Genomic DNA, 19,878 nt, shown 5'->3' on the forward strand with positions numbered 1-19,878 from the left:
TTTACTGCACTTGGCATCCCCAAGACAGAGGCGATAGGCTAAATCCGTCCGGTGTCAGGGGAGGTCCGACCTCAACCCTATTTGTGCAACAAAGCCGTTAACAGGCCGCAGATTGGAAGTTAGTTTCAGCAGATCCCTGTAGGGGCAGGAGGCTAACTTAGCTATGAGTTTTGGATTTTGATCTGCTTTGGCACAGGGTTGCCGAAAAATTTATCCTGCACCGAGGGGCTTGAGGTCAGCCGATGCCGCTATTCTAGCGGCAGTCAGCCGATATCTTATGTCGGGCGCACCGCCATTAACCGATCCTCGCGTGGCAGTAGTGTGCGTAGCGCCTTGAGGCAGCGGTAGTGGTTGTTCTGGATCACAGCCTCAGTTGCCTCTGCCAAAGAGGCGCGGCTGTCTGGGTCGGTGAACACCTGGCTCAGATCTTCGATCCGGCGCAGCATAGGCAGCCGATCTTCCTGGGCGTCGATGTCGCCAGTCAGGACCAATTGCGCAGCGTAACAGACACGACGCACCGGGGTGTTGGCTTCCTCGGGGTGGATCGCATCACGCAGGCGCAAAATGTTGGCGTCTGGTGTCACGATCGACAACCGGCTGCGGCGATCACCGTTTTCAATGACCGCGCCATTGACCAGGACGCGTTCTTTGGGGGCGAGTTTTAGGACTAATCCACTCATATCATGGGGCTCCGCTTCGTAGGCCACGCATGATGGCCGTGTTGATTTCAACCAGAGGTGCTACGCTGGCCTCGCGGGCCAGGACCTTGCTGGTGTGTTGTCGCGTGAACTCAGTCAGATAGGCGATGTGATCCTTCAACTCCGCAGGGAGCTCGTTGCTGGGGCTGGCAACATCGGCCATGAAGATGGTCCACAGCTTTCGATTGTCAGTCAGAGCGGCTACCAGAGTATTGAACCCGTCGGGTCCCTTTTTCGCAGCAGCAACCAGCCGGTGAGTAATGCGCGCGATGGCGTCGTACTCAAGGTTCTTTGGGGTGCGTGTCGGGGCTTTTGCCGCGGAGTAAGCTTGTTTCGCATGTCTGAGTGCGTTCACGTGAGTTCCTTACGTACTAATCTTCAGATTCTCTGAGACGGAAATCCGGGGCACGTGGGCGCCCCGGATCATAGTTGTTAGCGGAACAGCTGCATCAGTGCTTCTGGTGCGCCATTGGCGATCGACAGCGATTGCACGGCCAGTTGTTGTTGGGTCTGCAGAGCCTTCAGTCGAGCTGATGCTTCTTCCATGTCAGTGTCCGTCATTGAGCTGACACCCATTTTCATGGAGTCGGTCAGCTTAGAGACAAATTCGCCTTGATCCTTCAAGCGGGCACTGTCGGCACCCAAAGCGGCTGCACCGTTAATGGCAGTGGACAGGAAGGCCTCGATTTCGGTCAGGGCAGAGGCAGCGTCGGCGGAGTCTGTGATGACTGTCAGGTCTGCACCCAGATCAATGTTTGTGACAAAATCAAGAGCATTGATAGTGATCGGAGTACTTGTCGGAACGCCGGTTGCGCCAACACGGTCAAGCGAGGCCAGAACGCTCAGGCTTGTGGCTGTGCCGTCAATGGTATCCATAAGCAAGTTGGCACCGTTGAACTGGGCTGCAGCAATGATCGAAGCAACCTGATCACTTTTCTTTGCGATGTCGTTTTGGATCTTGGCGTGATCAACATTCTCGGATTGAGCGGAAACGATCAGCTCTTTAATTTCTGTCAGTTTCTCAACAATTTGCTCAGCACCGGCTGACGCTACTGCAACTGTCGCTTCGCCAACGTGTAGACTTTCTGAAATGGCTTCAAAGCCTGCGATGTCAGATTCCATGGTTTTTGAGATTGCCCAAACAGCAGCGTTGTCACTGGCGGCGCCGACACGTTTACCTGTCGAGATCTCGTTTTGAGCATCGGTCAGGTTGGTGTTGACAGCCGAAAGCGTCTGCAGCGCAACCATTGCGCCACTGTTTGTCAAAATACTGGTCATATCGTTTTCCTTGTTCTGCCAGGGTTTTACCCAGCGTAGTCTGCCCTGATAGGCATGGTTTCTCATGTCGTTTCTGACTGGTGCGTTCGGCCGGAAGCAGTCGTGCCACCCCGGTCCGAGGTGCAGGCAGACATTGGCCTAACAGGTGCTAAGGGAGTGCTAATGTCAGAAATTGCATACTTAGAATTTTCTCTAAATTGGCGACGTTAAGCTTGTCTTTAGAAATGCCATACAGGACAGCTCGGATGCTGGGCGGCGGAGTGAAGCGACATTGGGAACGATTGTTAATGTATTGGGAATGGTTGTTGATGAGTGAACTGTTCAATGGATGGGCGAGTCTATTTAAAAAGGCTGAGGAAAGGCAGAATCAAAATCTAATAGTCGCCTGCCTAAGGATGTTTCGGATGACTTGGGCTGTTGGTGTTGGCCTAAAGGTGCCATTCCGGCCACTTCTTAGTGGCGTGCCAAAATGCGGGAAGAACTACGCGGCAAAACGTAATCATTTCACGTGAGAGTAAGTGCGTATTTTCAGGGACTTGCTCACTGATGTGCTTTTTTTTGCCGGAAAGCTGCGAAAAAGCGGAAACACCGCTTGACGATGCCCGAGACCTAGGAATATTACAGCCCAACATTCAGCAGCGATGCTGGATGGGCAGCAAGCGGTTGTAGCTCAGCTGGTTAGAGTGCCGGCCTGTCACGCCGGAGGTCGCGGGTTCGAGCCCCGTCAACCGCGCCACGCTGCCTTACCCACCTTGGGGAATTCAAGGTCCGCCCCGGAGGGGACTAGATCGCAAGATCTGGTGAGAAGAAAATGCGCGGTTGTAGCTCAGCTGGTTAGAGTGCCGGCCTGTCACGCCGGAGGTCGCGGGTTCGAGCCCCGTCAACCGCGCCACTTCTTACTCAACCTTTCCTGATAGAATCAGGACCGCCCCGGAGGGGAGCGACCGCAAGGTCACTGCGCGGTTGTAGCTCAGCTGGTTAGAGTGCCGGCCTGTCACGCCGGAGGTCGCGGGTTCGAGCCCCGTCAACCGCGCCACTATTCCCCTATAGACGTTTTCTTCTGATACCCTGGATGGCCCTGCTGCACCACCGTTCTTGGCTTTCGGTGATTCTATTTTGTAGTGTAGTTGTGCGCCTGGGTGTTGGCGCAATTGTATTAGCGAGTGAATTCGACCTGTGGAGACGACACATGGTAATTTCTGTCAAAACCAAGATTCCCAAGCCAACTCAAAAGCCATTTTCTGTATCTGGTGTGGATATGACCGCGCTGGAAGATGCGCTGAATAAAAGGGACAGCTGGGGCAGTTACGCGGGTTATCCAGTATTTTCCGCCAAATTCGACAAGTCCAAGAAGGTGAGCGAGATCACTGTCAGTCTGAAACCGGTGACAAAGGTTCCAAAGTGGAAGGAATACGCAAAAAGCACCAAGAACCGGCAAGCCGAATGGGATCGAATGATCAAGGCGCTAGAGAAATATCTGTTGAGCCTGCACGCCCTGACACTTGAGGTAGTCGCCAAGTTTGCTGATTCTGTGAAGGACAAGGATTTAGATAAGGCCGGATTATCTACGGAAACAAAGGCCGCTAAGGCGGCCCTGGCTAAGGCTGTGGAGGATTACGCCAGCAAAACGTCAAACGGTAATACCGTTGGCGTCTCGCTCGAGTACATAGATCCCGATCCTGCCACTTTCAAAAAGACTGTACCTTCGCCTAAATCGTCGACCTACTCGGTGTCCGGTAAGACTATTAGGGCGGTTTTTGAGGCGCTGAAGAAAAGATCTTTCTGGGGGCGCTATCGGTCCAATGCCAGTTACAAGGCAACGTTTCAGCTGGATGGCCACATTGATGTCTTCACCCTTACCAGTAAGCCGTCCATCATCATGCCCAAGTGGAAGGAATACAGCAAAGGCAACACGGGGCAGAAAGCCAGCTGGGACAACATGTGGAAGAAGCTCAACACCCATGAGAACAACCACCACAAGATCTTTGAGGACTGTGTAGCTGATCTTGAGACAACTGTGACCACCACCGATGTTCTGGAGGCTGACGTTGCCAAATTCTGGAAAGACGAAACCAAGGGCTGGCAGGACATGCAGGATGCCTATGACAGCAAGACAAATCACGGGGTGAAAGAAGGGGTCGAGCTGGACGCCTCACATGATCCCTGACTTACAGCTTTCATCTATCCCAAGCATGCTCAAAGCGCGCTAGCGAGAGCGCGCAGCTGGCGTGTCCTGGCTGAAGCTGTTCAGCCAACCACCAGCGTTCCGTTCCCATAGCGAGGAAATATACATGACTTCGGTCTCGCTGCCGCCAACTGGGCGGTACTGCGCGCGATAACTTAGGAGCACTGCGTCGGGGGAAATGATCCTTAGTCGCGCTTGGCTCAGTTCATATGATTCCATGGTTGGCCCATCGGCCAGTTGTTCGCAGTGCCCTGCCTTGGCAGAGTAACCCGAGGGGTAGACGCCAAGGAAGTCTTCGGTCAGCATTTTTCCGTCGGCCTCGGCGTCGCCGGCCACAAGAGCTTCCCAGACCTTGGTTTCAAGTGCGATGATTTCGGCCAGCAATGGGCCATCTATTAGGTTTTGTTTTTTCATGCGGGCAAGGTGCTCTGAGGTTAGTCTCATTGCAAGCCCGGTGCGCTTTTGTTGACTTCCTGTTGAACGCTATACCTGCAGCTAGCAGGCAGAAGTGCCCTAGTCAGGAGAATGTAATGAATAAAAAGGTTCAGCCCCCCGACACTCAGCCCACGATTCGCGTGATTGCGATGCCAACAGATACCAACCCTGCGGGGGATATCTTTGGTGGATGGTTGATGAGCCAGATGGACCTTGCCGCTGGGACAATCGCCGCACGGGTCTCTAAGGGGCGGGCATCTACAGTGTCAGTAGACCAGATTCAGTTCCATCAGCCGGTCACTGTGGGGGATGAGGTGTCGTTTTACGCGGACCTATTGAAGATCGGGCGTACATCCATGCGAATCAAGGTTCGCGTGTGGAGCCGTGCACGGCATCAGGAGGAGAGTAATCCAGTGACTGAAGGTGTTTTTACCTTTGTCGCATTGGATGAAAACGCGCGTCCGCGTCCTGTTGTTCGGGACGCATAACCGGGGGCAAGGTGTAAAAAAGGGCAAAGACTGTGCTGTCTCTGCCCTTTGCTTTAGATTTCGTGTCGGACTTAGCCTTTGGTCAGCGCATCCAGGATACGTGCCCAAGAGCGGATGCCCTTGTGAAAGCTCTTCAGGTCGTATTTTTCATTAGGCGAGTGGATAGCATCATCGTCATTGGCATAGCCAACCAGCATTGCATCCATGCCCAGCACCGATTTGAAGAAACCAGCGATCGGGATAGATCCCCCCATACCGCAGAATACGGCCTCGCGGTTCCATTCGTCCGACAATGCCCCGCGGGCCGCTTCGAACTCGGGGCGGGAAATGTTCATCACCGAAGCTGGTGAACCTTCTAAGTCTTGATCCCAGACTACCTTGGCGTCAGGCGACAGTTGTGCGGCGACATGTGCGCGTATTTTTTCACGCAGGGCGTCAGGGTCCATGTCCCCCACCAAGCGACAAGTAATTTTGCAGTGTGCCTCGGACGGGAGTACGGTTTTTGAACCTGCACCGTTATATCCACCCCACAAACCGTTCACTTCCAATGTTGGCCGCGCCCATTGCTGTTCCAAAGTGGAATAGGCTTTTTCACCGTGTGCCTGAGAGTATCCAACTGAGTTCAGATACTCTGATTCGTCGAATCCGCAGTTTTGCCACTGTCGCAATTGGTCGGCGGGGACCTCGTGAACACCCTCATAGAAGCCTTCTACTGCAACCCGGCCGCTGTCCTGATCGTAGAAACTGTCGATGATTCGCGAAATTTCGCGCAGGGGGTTCAGGCCGGGGCCGCCATAGTGACCGGAATGAAGGTCGATGCGGGGCCCGATGATGGTGAACTCATCCTTCAACATGCCGCGCAGTTGCGAGGCAATTGACGGCACACCGCGCGACACCATCGAGGTATCACAGATCAGCGCGATGTCTGCCTTTAGCTCTTCGGCGTGTTCTTCCATGAAAGGAATCAGCGACGGCGAACCGGACTCTTCTTCCCCTTCAAAGAAGAAAGTGATGCGGCAGGGCAGGGAACCATGTACTTCTTTCCAGGCGCGGCAGGCCTCGACAAAGGTCATCAACTGCCCTTTGTCATCGGACGAACCGCGACCACGGATCACGGTGCCATTTGGAGTCTCTTCCAGCTGCGGTTCAAACGGCGGGTTGTCCCATAGGTCAAGTGGATCAACGGGTTGCACGTCGTAGTGGCCATAGAACAGTACATGCGGCACGTTGCTGTTTTCTTCACCGACATGCCCAACAACCATCGGATGGCCCGGGGTCGGGCGCTTCGCCGCATCAACACCGATGGTTCTCAGATCGGCAACAAGCCAATCGGCAGCCTTGTCGCAATCAGCCTTGTAGGCTGGGTCAGTTGAGATGGACTGGATCCGCAGCAGCTCCATCAGTCGGTTCGTGGCGGTTTCTAGATCGTCGTCGATCCGAGCCAATACATTATCAAGCGTCATCAATTTCTCCAGCCTATCGGGGTGTTTTGTCGCGGAGCCTAGCAGCGGCGAGGAGTGGGGGCCAGAGTAAGAAAACATGGTCATTTGTGATGTCCGATAAACGTCATCAGCTTCCTATCGGCGCCATTCTGCGCATATTCTGACGGTACTGAGACATTGCTGTTCTTGCCGGGGTTCAAACAAAGGTCTATTTGATCCACATCAAGGCTACGACGGTGCACCCGGACGTATTTGATTGATCGAAATTGGCGCTTAGGCTATTTATTCACAAACGTGAATATGGCAGGATCGCCTCAACTCCGGGGTGCCGGGATTAGCTATGGAGATGCCGGTGGACTATACCGCGAAACTCGACGCAGCCATCAACCAATTGCATGAAGAAGGTCGTTACAGAACCTTCATCGACATTGAGCGCTGTAACGGTCAGTTCCCGCACGCGGTCTGGACCCAACCCGATGGTAGCCAGAAAGTCATCACTGTTTGGTGCGGCAATGACTATCTAGGCATGGGGCAAAACCCGGTTGTGTTGCAGGCCATGCACGAGGCAATTGATGCCACAGGCGCTGGTTCGGGTGGCACACGCAATATCTCTGGCACAACCGTCTATCATAAGCGGCTTGAAGCTGAACTGGCTGATCTGCACGGCAAAGAGGCGGCATTGCTGTTCACTTCGGCCTATATCGCCAACGATGCCACACTTTCGACGCTGCCCAAGCTGTTTCCTGGTCTGATCATCTACTCTGATGCTTTGAACCATGCGTCGATGATCGAAGGCGTACGCCGTAACGGTGGTGCCAAGCGTGTATTCCGCCATAATGATGTCGAGCATCTTCGTGAATTGCTGGAAGCTGATGATTCGGCAGCTCCCAAACTGATCGCCTTTGAATCGGTTTATTCGATGGATGGCGACTTTGGTCCAATCGAAGAAATCATTGAACTGGCCGAAGAGTTTGGCGCACTGACCTATATTGATGAAGTTCACGCAGTAGGGATGTACGGTCCGCGTGGTGGTGGTGTGACGGAGCGGGACAATCTTGCGCATCGCATCGATATCATCAATGGCACCCTAGCCAAGGCCTATGGTGTAATGGGAGGCTACATCGCTGCCAGCGCAAAGATGGTGGACGCCATCCGCTCGTATGCGCCAGGCTTTATATTTACAACATCTTTGGCCCCAACAGTTGCTGCAGGTGCCGCGGCGTCGGTCGCCTATTTAAAGCAAGCACCTGAGCTGCGTGAAAAGCACCAGCAGCAGGCCAAGACCCTGAAAATGCGCCTTAAGGGGTTAGGCTTGCCAATTATTGATCACGGTAGCCACATCGTTCCCGTCATTGTCGGCAATCCTGTGCACACCAAGAAGCTTAGCGATATGTTGTTGGCAGATCATGGGATTTACGTACAGCCGATCAACTTCCCGACTGTGCCACGCGGTACTGAACGGCTACGCTTCACACCGTCTCCGGTGCATGGTCCTAAAGAAATTGATGCCTTGGTAAGTGCAATGGACGCCCTGTGGTCGCACTGTGCGCTGAATCGTGCCGATCTGGCTGGCTAAGTTACTAGCCCCCTGTATAAATATTTAGAATGTGTTACCTATTCGTCAACGAAAGAGTGCAATCGAATCGTTGGGACGGTTTTTTAGGCGCTCTGGATTGACAAGTGGCAGGCAGGAATAGGATTGCAGGGATGATTGGGCGCATCAAGCAGCGCAAGTCCAAAGTGCAAGAGGACAATGCACCTCGAAGCTTTGATGACTATGAATTTCGCCTCGGGGATGCAATGCGCGGTGAGCGTGCGACATTAGGCAAGTCGTTGCTTGATGTTCAGCGAGAACTGAGGATCAAAGCTTCCTATATCGCCGCAATTGAAAATTCTGATCCTTCCGTTTTTGATACCCCCGGCTTTATCGCTGGATATGTACGTTCCTATGCACGCTATCTGAGCATGGACCCAGATCAGGTGTTCGAAGACTTCTGTCGCGAAAGCGGATTTGAAGTTGCCCATGGGATGTCCACCAAAGCATCCGGTAAACGTACTGGCCCGCCTCCGATTGCTACTGGCATGGGGGGCTTGGAAAGCGACGCGTTTACCGCTCCGAATACCCCATTCTCACCTAACGAAAGCAGCTTCCTTTTAAATTTTGAGGCTCGCGCAATCGGATCTGTAATGGTCCTGCTGGCGTTGATTGGTGGCGTTGGTTTTGGCGGTTGGACAGTGTTGCAGCAGGTGCAGCAAGTACAAATGGCCCCAGTGGAGCAAACACCGGTGGTCCTTACCGAATTGGATCCGCTTTCTGCAGTTGATGATATGTCTCTTAATTCTGAGGCAGCGATCACTTCTGATGCGTTGAACCGGTTGTATCGTCCTCAGGCTTTGGATGTTCCAGTTCTTGCAGCGCGCGATGCGCCGATTTCAACACTGGACCCTAGCGCGTTTGGAAGCTTTGCCTCTACCGAGCAGCCGAGCTTGGTAGTTGCCGAGGCCAGAAGCTCGTCTCCGTCTACGGCTGTACAGCCGGTGCCAAGAGTTATGGAGCAGGCCGCTCCGCGAATGGAAATGGTGGCTGTTCGTGAATCCTGGGTCCGGGTCAGTTCTGCGGACGGCAGTGTGATCTTTGAGGGAATCATGCAGCCTGGCCAAAGTTATGAAATCCCTGCTACCGAAGAGGCGCCTTTGCTGCGCACCGGTGAGAGTAGCGCGATTTATTTTGCCTTGGATGGTGCGCATTTCGGTCCAGTTGGCGGCCGCGGCGAAGTGACTAAGAATCTGCCGTTGTCGATTGATAACGTCACCGATATATTTGATGTCGCCGATCTAGAACAGGATCGTGATCTGGCCAAGATGGTGGCACAGCTCGAGGCCGAAGTTTTCTCCGAATAAATTGACTGCGTTGGTTGTCGGCCAGTGTTGTCTCATGTGCCATTGCGGCGCATCGGATCCGAGCGTATCTAAAGGCAACTGACCTTTAGTCTGGATCCGCAAATGTCGATCAATCATATCCGTCCTTGGCGCAATATCGAGCGCCGAAAAAGCCGTCAGATCATGGTCGGCAATGTTCCTGTTGGTGGCGATGCACCTATTGCAGTGCAAACCATGACCAATACACTGACGACAGATGTGGCTGCCACAATCGCACAGGTGCAGGCCGCAGCAGAGGCGGGCGCTGATCTGGTTCGGATCTCTGTCCCGGATGAGGCATCGTCCAAGGCGTTGAAAGAGATCGTTGCGGAAAGCCCGGTGCCGATCATTGCTGACATTCATTTCCACTATAAACGCGGCATCGAGGCGGCAGAGGCAGGTGCGGCCTGCCTGAGGATCAACCCCGGGAACATTGGCAACGAATCCCGTGTGGCAGAGGTGATCAAGGCCGCCAAGGACCACAACTGTTCAATCCGTATTGGCGTGAATGCTGGATCGTTGGAAAAGCACTTGCTGGAGAAATACGGCGAGCCTTGTCCGGATGCGATGGTGGAAAGCGGGCTGGATCATATTCGTATCCTGCAGGATCACGATTTCCATAACTACAAGATTTCGGTCAAAGCATCGGACGTCTTCATGTCTGCTGCTGCCTATCAACAGCTGGCAGATGCCACAGATGCGCCGATACATCTGGGTATCACCGAGGCCGGCGGTTTTGTCTCTGGCTCTGTCAGATCTGCGATTGGACTAGGGCAGCTCTTGTGGATGGGTATTGGTGACACCCTGCGCGTCTCGCTTAGTGCCGATCCGGTGGAAGAAGTCAAAATTGGCTTTGAAATACTCAAATCCCTTGGCCTGCGCCACCGCGGCGTCAACATCATTTCCTGTCCGTCCTGTGCTCGGCAGGGATTTGATGTGATCAAAACTGTCGAAACTTTAGAAGAGCGCTTGGCCCATATCCACACCCCGATGAGCCTGTCGATCATCGGTTGCGTGGTCAACGGCCCCGGTGAAGCACTGATGACTGATGTTGGCTTTACTGGAGGTGGGGCAGGTGCCGGAATGGTCTATTTGGCGGGCAAGGCCAGCCACAAAATGAGCAACGATCAAATGGTTGATCACATCGTGCAAGAAGTTGAAAAGAAAGCGGCGCAATTGCAAACCGCTGCTGAAGCTGCCGAGTAATACAGCCTAGGCTGGAAAAGGGAGCGTGCTTGCACGCCCCCTAAACGGTTGTCAGCCGCGCTGATCGCGAATGTCTGCAGCAATAATCGACATTTGATTGGCAGGCAGATAGCCGCGCAATAGCTCGTCCTGCATAACGAATGTGGGTGTGCCAGATATTTTAAGCCGTTGAGCAAGAGCTCGGTTCTGGGCCAGTTCATGATTGACCGCTGTGTCGTTCATCATAGCCAAGATAGCATCAGCATCGAGCCCCAGTCCCTCTGCAAGACGTCGTAGGACCATTTCATTTGGTTCGCCAGTGAATTCGATCAGCGCGTCATGCACCTGTTTATAGGCATCGCCACCTGCAACCAGCCGGGTCGCGATTGCAAAGCGAGAAGAGATAACTGATGCGTCGCCAAGGATTGGGAACTCCTTGATGATCAGTTTGATATTGCCGTCTTCGGCAAGCAGTTGGGTCACATCAGTGGCCGCCCGTCGGCAATAGCCACAGCGGTAGTCCATGAATTCCACAAGCGTAATGTCGCCGTCCGGGTTTCCTCCGACCCAAGAAAAGCCGTCGTTGTGTAGCTCCTCCAAGTTCGTAGCGACCAACTCTTCGTCTTGCATGGCTTCGGCTTCGGCTTGACGCTCTTCCAGAAGGGTCACCGCTTCGATGATTACCTCAGGATTGTCTAGCAGGTATGCCCGCACTTCGGCACGAAATACAGCACGCTCGGCATCGCTCATAGCTGTCAGGTCCAGCGCCTGAGCAGGCGCCGTCAACAGTGCCAGTGACGTTGCAATACCCGTAAGGGCACGGGGGAAACGGATCATTTATTCTTCCTTTTTTGGTATTGTTCTGCAGCGACAAGCACATCTTGTGCCCGCCGCCAATTGGCTGAGCCGCGTGGCAGCAAAGAACTGGCACGTTTGGCGTGTCGGCCTGCATCTTCCATTCGGCCCTGTAGGGCATATCGTTCGGCAGTGACCAGCGCGGCCATGCCGTTCTGTCCTGCCTTGGCATAGGCGAGCGACATATCTCGCAATAGCCTAGCATCCCGGAAATCACGGCTGCGGGCTTTTTCCATCGCCTGAATGGCTTGCTTTGGTTTGCCTGCTGCCAGTAGGGCACGGCCATATCCACCTAGGATCAAGGGCTCCGAGGGCGCTAGGTTTACGGCACGTCCATAGGCGGCTAAGGCCTCGTTCCAGCGCCGGTTTTCCATCAGGATCTGGCCTTTGAGTTCGTAATAATAGGCGTCATTCGGAAGCTTCGCTAAGGCTCCGCTTAGTGATTTCAACGCCTTTTTCAGATTGTTCTGCCGGTGAAAGGCCACGGCTTCGCGCATCATGCGAACATCCGCCGCGCTTTCTTCGTGCGCGCGGCGTTTTGTCCATTTTGGCGATCGCTTGAAAGCCGACAGTTTGCCACGTACCCGAGCGAACCAGTAGTCAGCTTCGGCATTATGCGAGCTTCTATCGCCGTAGCTGGAAACATAAGATTTGGCAGCCCGTAGGCGGTCACGACTTAGGGGGTGTGACCGCATATAGGGGTCTTGGTTGGCTGCGCTCAGCAAGTCTTGTCCTGCAAAAATCTGGTGCAGATCAACCAAACCTTGGGGGCTGATACCAGCTTGTGTCAGGTACCCGGCGGCAGAGCGATCAGCCGAGGACTCTTCGGCGCGCGTGTGGGCCAGAAAGCTTCTGTAGGCGGAGCTTTGGGTGCCCGCTGCGATACCGCCTGCTGCTTCGCCTGCTCCGGCTGCGGCGGCCAACACAGCCAAGGCGAGACCAAGCCCAGAGATTGAACTGGCAGAGCGCATGTTCTGCATGCGACGTGACAAGTGACCGTTGGCAATATGTGCTGCTTCGTGACCTATCACCGCCTGAAGCATTTCTGGGCTGGAGACCTTTAGAATCAATCCGTAGTTCACAAAAATGGTTTGGGAATCCACGACAAAGGCGTTGAACGATGCGTCGTTGACCACCAGAACCCGAACGCGTTTGGCGTTCAGTCCAGCTGCAGTCAGAACAGGCGCTGCCAATTTTGTAAGCCCATATTCTATATCCGCATCGCGCAATAGACCAAGTGCCGCCGCAGGCAGCGCCGAGGCAACAAAGAACAGTGTGCTCAAAAGCAATGCCGGGATTGACGCCAGCCGATTTAAACGGTCAATAAACATGGCTGCACCATGGGAGATCAACATGCGAAACTCAACCCGATCAAATGTCGATCCCTTTATTGTGATGGATGTAATGGAGGCAGCCCGCAAAGCAGAGGACGCTGGCCGTCACATTATCCATATGGAGGTTGGTCAGCCATCGACCGGCGCCCCCCTGGGTGCTCGGCGCGCATTGGCTAACGCTCTTGAAGATAATGCATTGGGTTATACGGTGGCTTTGGGGCTTCCGGCACTGCGTCAACGTATCGCTCAGCTGTACGGAGAGTGGTATAATGTTGACCTAAATCCTAATCGTGTGATCGTGACGCCGGGGTCTTCGGGCGCCTTTTTGTTGGGGTTCACCGCGTTGTTTGACAGTGGCGACCGGGTCGGTATTGGCGCGCCTGGATATCCATCTTACCGACAGATCCTAAGCGCGTTGGGGCTAACGCCTGTCGATATCCAAACAGCGGCGGAAAATCGCCTGCAACCGGTGGCCGCGGATCTGGAAGGGCTGGATCTTGCCGGGTTGATGGTGGCTTCGCCTGCCAACCCAACGGGGACCATGCTGGATCATGCTGCCATGGGCGGCTTAATTGACGCCGCCAAAGCACAAAACGCCAGCTTTATCTCGGATGAGATTTATCACGGGCTGGAGTATGAGGCCAAAGCCGTGACGGCGTTGGAACTGACGGATGAATGCTACGTCATCAATTCCTTCTCCAAGTTCTTTTCGATGACCGGCTGGCGAGTCGGCTGGATGGTGGTGCCCGATGACCATGTGCGGGTGATCGAGCGGATTGCGCAGAACATGTTCATTTGCGCGCCTCATGCCAGCCAATTGGCGGCGTTGGCTGCTTTAGACTGTCAGGATGAGATGCGAGAAAATCTGGCTGTTTATGCACGTAATCGGGAATTGATGTTGCAAGGCCTGCCCAAGGCCGGGTTCACCAAGATCGCGCCACCCGATGGGGCGTTTTACGTTTATGCAGATGTTTCAGACTTGACCAAGGACAGTCGTGCCTTTGCGGCTGAGATCCTTGAGAGTGCCGGGGTCGCGGTAACTCCGGGTTTGGACTTTGATCCGGTTCGTGGGACCACCACGTTGCGGTTTTCCTATGCTCGGTCAACGGCTGACATCGAAGAGGGGCTGCAACGCCTTCAACAGTTCATGTTAACGCGCAGGCCTACAGTCTGATTGTGTGCGAAAAGGGCTTAGAAATATGAGCAAAGCACTGAAACTCATCGCTGTTGTTCTGGCGCTGTCCGGGCTGGGGGCTCCATCCTTTGCTCAAACAGAAGGGTTTAGTGGCCTTGCACGCATTGATCCCGCGTTCAGCCGGATTGAAGATCGTGGAACTGACGACGCCAGCATAGTGCTAAGCTTGAGCCAAGGAGTGCCCTATCGGTTGTTCACTTTGACCGACCCGCCGCGGCTTGTTCTTGATTTTCAAGAAGTGGACTGGCGTGGGCTGACGCCCGAAACTTTGTTGCAAGGGCAGCTTGTGACACAGGCGCAATTCGGCACCTACGTGCCCGGGTGGTCGCGGATGGTTCTGGAAATGGCTGAGCCACTGAAAGTGCAAAGTGCGGCGCTGGATATCAACGCAGTGACAGCACAGGCTGAGCTGAAACTTGAACTCACGAAAGTTAGCGCCGAGGTATTTGCCGACAATGCGGGGGCCCCAACAGATCCGCGCTGGGATTTGCCTGCGGCAGAGGTTTTGCCGGCACCGGTCATTCGAGGGGATGACGTGCCAATGTTGGTTGTACTGGATCCAGGGCATGGCGGCATTGATCCGGGCGCTGAAGTGAAAGGCGAGGGCGGGGCGGTGGTCGAAAAAGACTTGATCCTCGGCTTTGCTATTGAACTGGGCGACGTATTGGTGCGTTCTGGCCGTTTTCAGGTGCAGCTGACCCGAGATGGAGACTATTTTGTTTCCCTGGAGCGGCGCATCGCGCTGGCCCATCAGGCAGGGGCTGATCTGTTTGTATCCTTGCATGCGGATGCCCTGTCAGAAGGGCTAGCGCATGGTGCAACAGTACACGTTCTGTCGCCTGAGGCCTCGGATGTGGCGTCAGCAAAACTGGCAGAACGCCATGACCGCAGTGATCTGTTGGCCGGCGTGGACCTGAGTGATGCAGATGACCGCGTTACCGGAATTCTGTTGGACTTGGCACGGCAGGAAACCCAACCGCGCAGTGATGCTCTGGCCCAAGCGTTAGTTGATGGTATGTCCGGTCAGGGTGGGCCGATGAACCGCCGCCCATTACGTTCAGCGGGATTTTCAGTGCTTAAGGCGGCGGATATTCCTTCGGTTTTGATCGAGATCGGGTTCATGTCCAGTCCGCGAGATCTGGAAAACCTGCAAAACCCGGAATGGCGAGCAAAAATGGCGCGTGGAATTTTGAATGGGTTGGTGGCATGGCGTGAGGAAGACGCGGCACGGCGTGTATTGGTTCGGCAATAATTGTGAAAGGGCAGTTGGAGCGCTTCCCCAAACCCCGGGATATTTAGGGCCAGATGAAGATCCGGCTTGGGGGCGGCGGGGAAACGGCGCTTTCTCGCCATATGTTGTTTTGACCATTGGCGCTGGCCTGCCTATATAAGCCACATGTGCACAGGAAGGCAGTATAGTGCTTAGGATTATTCTCTCATTTTTTGGTTCCATCTTTAGTACCATCACGCTGGGTATAGCGATGGTGGCCCTGACGATTGGTGCAGTGTTTTGGATTTATGGACAGGATCTGCCCAGCCACGAATCTCTGGCCCAGTATCAGCCTCCGACGATCAGCCGGATTTACTCGGGCGAGGGGCAGCTGATTGATGAGTTTGCCAAAGAACGCCGGTTGTTCGCACCGTCAAATCAAATCCCTGATCTGGTGAAACAAGCGTTCATTTCGGCAGAAGATAAGAACTTCTATAGCCATAAGGGCTATGACATGCGCGGGATCGCGGCGGCTGCATTTGAGGCCGTACGTTCGCGAGGGTCCAATGTGCGCGGGGCCTCGACCATTACGCAGCAGGTCATGAAGAACTTCTTGCTGTCCGGTGACCGAAAAGCCGCCCGGAAGATCAAGGAACTTATTCTGGCGGCGCGGTTGGAAGAGACATTGAACAAGGATCAGATCCTTGAACTTTATATGAACGAAATTTTTCTGGGCCAAAATTCTTACGGGGTGGCGGCAGCGTCACAGACCTATTTCAATAAGACACTGGATGAATTGGCGCCGCATGAAGCGGCATTCCTAGCGTCACTGCCTAAAGCACCGTCGGACTTCCATCCGGTGCGCCGAAAAGAACGGCTGACAGAGCGGCGCGACTATGTGCTGCGGGAAATGTTCCAGAATGGATTTATTTCCGAAGCGGTCTACAAGGTTGAAGTCGAACAGCCGCTGCGGTCGGTTCAAAACGGTGATTTTGAAAGTTTCCGCACTGCACTGCCTCCACGCGACTATTTCACCGATGAAATTCGCCGTCAGTTGTCGGTTGATTTTGGCGAGGGTGAATTCTTTACCGGCGGTTTTACCGTGCGCGCTACAATTGATGAGGAAATGCAAACGGTTGCAGCGCTGTCCCTGCGTTCTGCGCTTGAGAAGTACGACCGTTCACGCGGGGTGTGGCGTGGCACCGAGCTGACCATTCCGGCAGACCAGCTAAATGATGACGCTGCATGGCGTGAAGCGTTGGCAAAACTAGAAGTGCCACGCGATGTCATTCTGGGCGGCGACTGGAAGGCCGCTGTCGTGCTGGGGGTTGGTGACAAGGAAATGCAGGTCGGCGTCGAAGGTGTTGACGCGCCTGGTGTTGTTCCACGCGCTGACATCAAATGGATGAAGGGCAGCTTCAAAGAAAACCTGACCGTAGGCGACGTGGTCCATGTTGTTGCCGTGACCAAGGATGACTCGTTCCAGCATTGGTCCCTGCGTCAAATACCTGAGGTGCAGGGCGGCTTTGTTGCGATGGATGTGAACACGGGCCGTGTTCTGGCGATGCAGGGCGGGTTTTCGTACCAGCACTCGGTGTTCAATCGTGCCACGCAGGCGCAGCGTCAGCCTGGTTCCAGTTTCAAACCATTCGTTTATGCGGCGGCGCTGGACAGTGGGTATAGCCCCGCGACCATCGTCGTGGATGCGCCGATTGAGGTCAACACACCGCAAGGCCTGTGGCGGCCGCGCAATTCGTCGAACAAGTTCTATGGACCAACACCGCTTCGTACTGGGATTGAGCGGTCGCGGAACCTGATGACAATCCGTTTGGCTCAGGAAATTGGTATGCCGGTGGTTGCGGGCTATGCCGAACGATTTGGTGTCTATGAAGAGATGGGGCCATATTTGGCGAACTCGCTGGGGTCTGAGGAAACCACGCTGTATAAAATGGTGACGGCCTATGCGATGTTTGCCAATGGTGGTGAGCGGCTGGAACCGACCCTGGTCGATCGTATTCAGGATCGTGAAGGACAGACTATCTATCGTCATGATGATCGTGATTGTGTGGATTGTTCATCAGCACTGCTACCCGAAGGTGCTGCGCCACGTATCGTAACCGATCGCGATCAGGTGATGGATCCGATTACCGCCTACCAGCTGACTTCGATGATGCGCGGTGTGGTGGAGCGTGGCACGGCTGCTGGGAATGTGAACCTAGGCGTGCCGACTGCAGGCAAGACCGGGACCACAAATGAGGCGCGTGATGTCTGGTTTGTTGGCTTTACATCGAACATTGTGGCGGGTTGCTATATTGGACATGACCGGCCACGACCATTGGGGCGTGGCACATTCGGTGGCAATACCTGTGGTCCAGTGTTCCAGCAGTTTATGAAAAAAGCCACGGCCAAGTATGGCGGCGGTCCCTTTGATGTGCCTCCCGGTGGCCATTTCATCAAGATCGACCGCTTTACCGGCGCCCGCCTGCCAAGTGAGGCCAGTGGTGACTATGTCGTTGCCGAGTATTTTCGCGACGGTGCCGAGCCGATTTTTGGGCTGAGCTACGATGGCGGGTTCGCCATGGGATCAAACTTGCCGCTTTTTGAAGAGATAAATCAATCTGGCCGACAGGTGACAACCTCAAGCGGGGGAACCGCTGTACTAGGCCCCAAGGCGACGTTTGGTACTGTCAGCTCCGGCGGGCTGTATTAACGCAGGATGCTGGCTTCCTTGCTCGACAGACATTGCCGTGCGGTCAACTCATAACCTAAGTTGCCCGTGCGGAGATCGGGGGCGATTTTGAATAGATCGTCGCGGACTTGTTCGTCCAGAGCACTCAGAGCCTGATCTCCCGGAAAGAAACTCTCGGTTGGTGCGTCTTCGGCAAAAATGATTTCGTGCTGATCCATAAGCAAGTGGAAGTAAGTGACCATCCCGCCGACCTGTCGGCGAATTGTCTGGTCATTGATCATATGTCTTGCGGTGACCAGTACTTCTGACTCGCCAAACAAGCACTGTGCCATGGACCCTTTGTATAGCATTCGGTGCTGAGGAGAGACCAACAGATCGCGTGTAGCCCCAAACTGGCCTTTGGCAATGCGGATTGGCGCGAGATCCCCTAGGGCAGGGGTGGTGGTTTGTCCTATCCAACGCACGGGCTGCGGGCCGTGGTCCCGTGTCATGACAAGGTCACCGGGCTGTAAGGTCTCAATTAACCGAGCGCCTGCCGGGGTTGCAATCCGGGTTCCAGAGGTGAAGCAAATGATGGTTTCAATGCCGGTAAAGGCAACGGTACTGCCATCCGTAAGCAAGGCAGTTCCGGTTAAACCTGTGACAGGGTCGGTAGACGTTATGTTGACGCTGCCGAGAACCAGGTTTCCGTTGAAATGGAGAGTGTCGCCCGCAATCTGGACGTCATTGCCGCCGATGATGTTGATGGATTGAGACCCGCTCTCCAACAGGTCGTCGATCACGAAATTGTCGTCACCAGACCCGCCGTCCAATGTGTCGCCCTGGGTAGCCCACAGCCAGTCGTCACCGGCACCACCTTCTACTTCATCGGCACCTTGCGCGCCTTTTAGAGTGTCGTTTCCTTCACCGCCAGTTAGGCTGTCGTCCCCATAGCCACCATCCAAGAGATCAGCGCCAGCGTCACCATGAAGGGTGTCACTGCCACCACCACCGTTAATAGAGTCATTTCCCTCACCGCCCATCAGAAGGTCACTGTCGTCGCCACCCATAAGGCTGTCATTCCCAGCGCCACCAACCAGTGTATCCTGGCCATAAGAGCCTTTGATGGTGTCGTTCCCGTCGCCACCAACTGCAAAGTCATCGCCGTCACCGCTAAACAGGGCATCGTCTCCGGCCTCACCCCAGAGCTGATCGTTGCCGTCGCCACCGGACAGAGAGTCGTTGCCAATCCCACCCATGACAGCGTCATCACCGGTGCCCGCGTCGACACTATCGGCTCCGTCTCCTGCATAGACCGTATCGTTGTCCGCGCCAGCAATGACGGTGTCGTCGCCGGCCCCAGCATTGATTGTGTCCTGATTTCCGCTGGTGCCACCGCCGCTGCCATTATCAACGCTGTCGCCATCGGAATCTACATAGTTTGCGTTGATTAGGTCACCGGTTGCGGTTCCATCAATAATTCCGTCTGCATCGGAGTAGCTTGGGGCTGTCGTTGCGGTGGCACTCTCCAGAATATCAACGGGTCCGTAATCTGGGACAAAATAGACAGTCCCGTCTGTTCCCTGATAATAGTTTCCGGTTTCGACCTCGTTCACATAGTAAGCCGATTCATCATCATCGTCAGTAACGTGTCCGGTCCAGGTCCAAGTCCCCGCGCCAAGCAGTGTGTCCGCTGTAAAAGTGGTGTAGGGACCAACAATAGTATCACCCGCGTCAAGCGAGCTGTCACCCAGTTGTACGATGTAACCCTGTGGCATTACTTAGTCCCTGCTCAGTCATTCGTTTTCAAACGGTCGTAAAACGTTCGTAAAACGACCGTGAAAATGAGCTACAGAACTAAAGTTACTTTTCTTTTTACTATGAAGAATTTTACCTCAGCCAGATTCCTCAATTTATAGATGAATTTAAATAAACTGTTGTGGTCAGCAGGAATTGTTCAGTTGGTTTAGTACGCTTGCCCGCAAC

At 54.4% G+C, this 19,878-nt stretch carries 16 protein-coding genes and 3 tRNA genes; 11 read left to right on the forward strand and 8 right to left on the reverse strand.

Annotated elements, in window-relative coordinates; genetic code table 11:
- Positions 1-275: 275 nt before the first annotated feature.
- The 3 genes from flbT to DL239_RS18000 all read right to left on the reverse strand — a co-directional run bounded on the left by flbT (position 276) and on the right by DL239_RS18000 (position 1,976).
- Entirely contained in the window at positions 276-680 is a 405-nt protein-coding gene (gene flbT, locus DL239_RS17990; protein ID WP_167685490.1) for a flagellar biosynthesis repressor FlbT, read from the reverse strand.
- 1 nt (position 681) lies between these two features.
- Positions 682-1,053, reverse strand: coding sequence for a flagellar biosynthesis regulator FlaF (gene flaF / locus DL239_RS17995; protein WP_167685491.1), 372 nt, complete (start codon positions 1,051-1,053; stop codon positions 682-684).
- Between the two features lie 77 nt (positions 1,054-1,130).
- Positions 1,131-1,976 carry a flagellin N-terminal helical domain-containing protein gene (locus DL239_RS18000; protein ID WP_167685492.1) on the reverse strand — a complete coding sequence of 282 codons (846 nt, stop codon included), beginning with the start codon at positions 1,974-1,976 and terminating at the stop codon, positions 1,131-1,133.
- Between the two features lie 659 nt (positions 1,977-2,635).
- Between DL239_RS18000 and DL239_RS18005 the strand changes: the two genes are divergently transcribed.
- From DL239_RS18005 to DL239_RS18020, 4 genes are all read left to right on the forward strand, one after another.
- A tRNA-Asp gene (locus DL239_RS18005) sits at positions 2,636-2,712 on the forward strand.
- Between the two features lie 79 nt (positions 2,713-2,791).
- Positions 2,792-2,868: transfer RNA gene (locus DL239_RS18010), tRNA-Asp, on the forward strand.
- A gap of 67 nt (positions 2,869-2,935) precedes the next feature.
- Positions 2,936-3,012 (forward strand) — tRNA-Asp (locus DL239_RS18015).
- 153 nt (positions 3,013-3,165) lie between these two features.
- Positions 3,166-4,143: a DUF922 domain-containing protein gene (locus DL239_RS18020; RefSeq protein WP_167685493.1), complete on the forward strand. Its 978-nt coding sequence runs from the start codon at positions 3,166-3,168 to the stop codon at positions 4,141-4,143.
- Between the two features lie 39 nt (positions 4,144-4,182).
- On the opposite strand, the gene DL239_RS18025 is transcribed toward DL239_RS18020, so the two are convergent.
- Positions 4,183-4,575: a nuclear transport factor 2 family protein gene (locus DL239_RS18025; protein WP_167685494.1), complete on the reverse strand. Its 393-nt coding sequence runs from the start codon at positions 4,573-4,575 to the stop codon at positions 4,183-4,185.
- A gap of 116 nt (positions 4,576-4,691) precedes the next feature.
- On the opposite strand from DL239_RS18025, the gene DL239_RS18030 reads away from it, so the two are divergent.
- Positions 4,692-5,084, forward strand: a complete 393-nt coding sequence (locus DL239_RS18030) for an acyl-CoA thioesterase (RefSeq protein ID WP_167685495.1) — start codon at positions 4,692-4,694, stop codon at positions 5,082-5,084.
- 71 nt (positions 5,085-5,155) lie between these two features.
- Here the strand turns inward: DL239_RS18030 and DL239_RS18035 are convergent, their stop codons facing one another.
- Positions 5,156-6,547, reverse strand: a complete 1,392-nt coding sequence (locus DL239_RS18035) for a M20/M25/M40 family metallo-hydrolase (protein WP_167685496.1) — start codon at positions 6,545-6,547, stop codon at positions 5,156-5,158.
- A 331-nt stretch (positions 6,548-6,878) separates the two neighbouring features.
- On the opposite strand from DL239_RS18035, the gene hemA reads away from it, so the two are divergent.
- From hemA to ispG, 3 genes are all read left to right on the forward strand, one after another.
- A complete protein-coding gene (gene hemA, locus DL239_RS18040) occupies positions 6,879-8,102 on the forward strand; it encodes a 5-aminolevulinate synthase (RefSeq protein WP_167685497.1) in 1,224 nt (407 codons plus the stop codon).
- Positions 8,103-8,233: 131 nt separating this feature from the next.
- Positions 8,234-9,427 (forward strand): helix-turn-helix domain-containing protein, encoded by a 1,194-nt coding sequence (locus DL239_RS18045; protein WP_167685498.1) that lies wholly within the window; start codon positions 8,234-8,236, stop codon positions 9,425-9,427.
- Between the two features lie 102 nt (positions 9,428-9,529).
- Positions 9,530-10,651 carry a flavodoxin-dependent (E)-4-hydroxy-3-methylbut-2-enyl-diphosphate synthase gene (gene ispG / locus DL239_RS18050; protein ID WP_167685499.1) on the forward strand — a complete coding sequence of 374 codons (1,122 nt, stop codon included), beginning with the start codon at positions 9,530-9,532 and terminating at the stop codon, positions 10,649-10,651.
- Positions 10,652-10,702: 51 nt separating this feature from the next.
- On the opposite strand, the gene DL239_RS18055 is transcribed toward ispG, so the two are convergent.
- Both DL239_RS18055 and DL239_RS18060 read right to left on the reverse strand, forming a co-directional pair.
- Complete coding sequence (locus tag DL239_RS18055) at positions 10,703-11,467, reverse strand: DsbA family protein (protein WP_167685500.1); 765 nt, start codon at positions 11,465-11,467, stop codon at positions 10,703-10,705.
- Positions 11,464-12,840, reverse strand: coding sequence for a M48 family metalloprotease (locus DL239_RS18060; RefSeq protein ID WP_167685501.1), 1,377 nt, complete (start codon positions 12,838-12,840; stop codon positions 11,464-11,466). Before DL239_RS18060 ends, DL239_RS18055 begins: the two co-directional genes overlap by 4 nt.
- Here DL239_RS18060 and DL239_RS18065 point away from each other — a divergent pair.
- The 3 genes from DL239_RS18065 (at position 12,839) to DL239_RS18075 (ending at position 17,934) form a co-directional block, all read left to right on the forward strand.
- Positions 12,839-13,993 carry a pyridoxal phosphate-dependent aminotransferase gene (locus DL239_RS18065; protein ID WP_167685542.1) on the forward strand — a complete coding sequence of 385 codons (1,155 nt, stop codon included), beginning with the start codon at positions 12,839-12,841 and terminating at the stop codon, positions 13,991-13,993. The genes DL239_RS18060 and DL239_RS18065 overlap by 2 nt on opposite strands.
- Before the next feature lie 25 nt (positions 13,994-14,018).
- A complete protein-coding gene (locus DL239_RS18070) occupies positions 14,019-15,266 on the forward strand; it encodes an N-acetylmuramoyl-L-alanine amidase (protein ID WP_167685502.1) in 1,248 nt (415 codons plus the stop codon).
- 166 nt (positions 15,267-15,432) lie between these two features.
- Positions 15,433-17,934, forward strand: coding sequence for a penicillin-binding protein 1A (locus tag DL239_RS18075; RefSeq protein ID WP_167685503.1), 2,502 nt, complete (start codon positions 15,433-15,435; stop codon positions 17,932-17,934).
- Here DL239_RS18075 and DL239_RS18080 read toward each other — a convergent pair.
- Positions 17,931-19,670 carry a Hint domain-containing protein gene (locus DL239_RS18080; protein ID WP_167685504.1) on the reverse strand — a complete coding sequence of 580 codons (1,740 nt, stop codon included), beginning with the start codon at positions 19,668-19,670 and terminating at the stop codon, positions 17,931-17,933. The two genes, DL239_RS18075 and DL239_RS18080, sit on opposite strands and share 4 nt — an antisense overlap.
- Between the last annotated feature and the right edge of the window lie 208 nt (positions 19,671-19,878).

It is taken from the genome of Parasedimentitalea denitrificans, assembly GCF_011813015.1.
Classification (GTDB): domain Bacteria; phylum Pseudomonadota; class Alphaproteobacteria; order Rhodobacterales; family Rhodobacteraceae; genus Parasedimentitalea; species Parasedimentitalea denitrificans.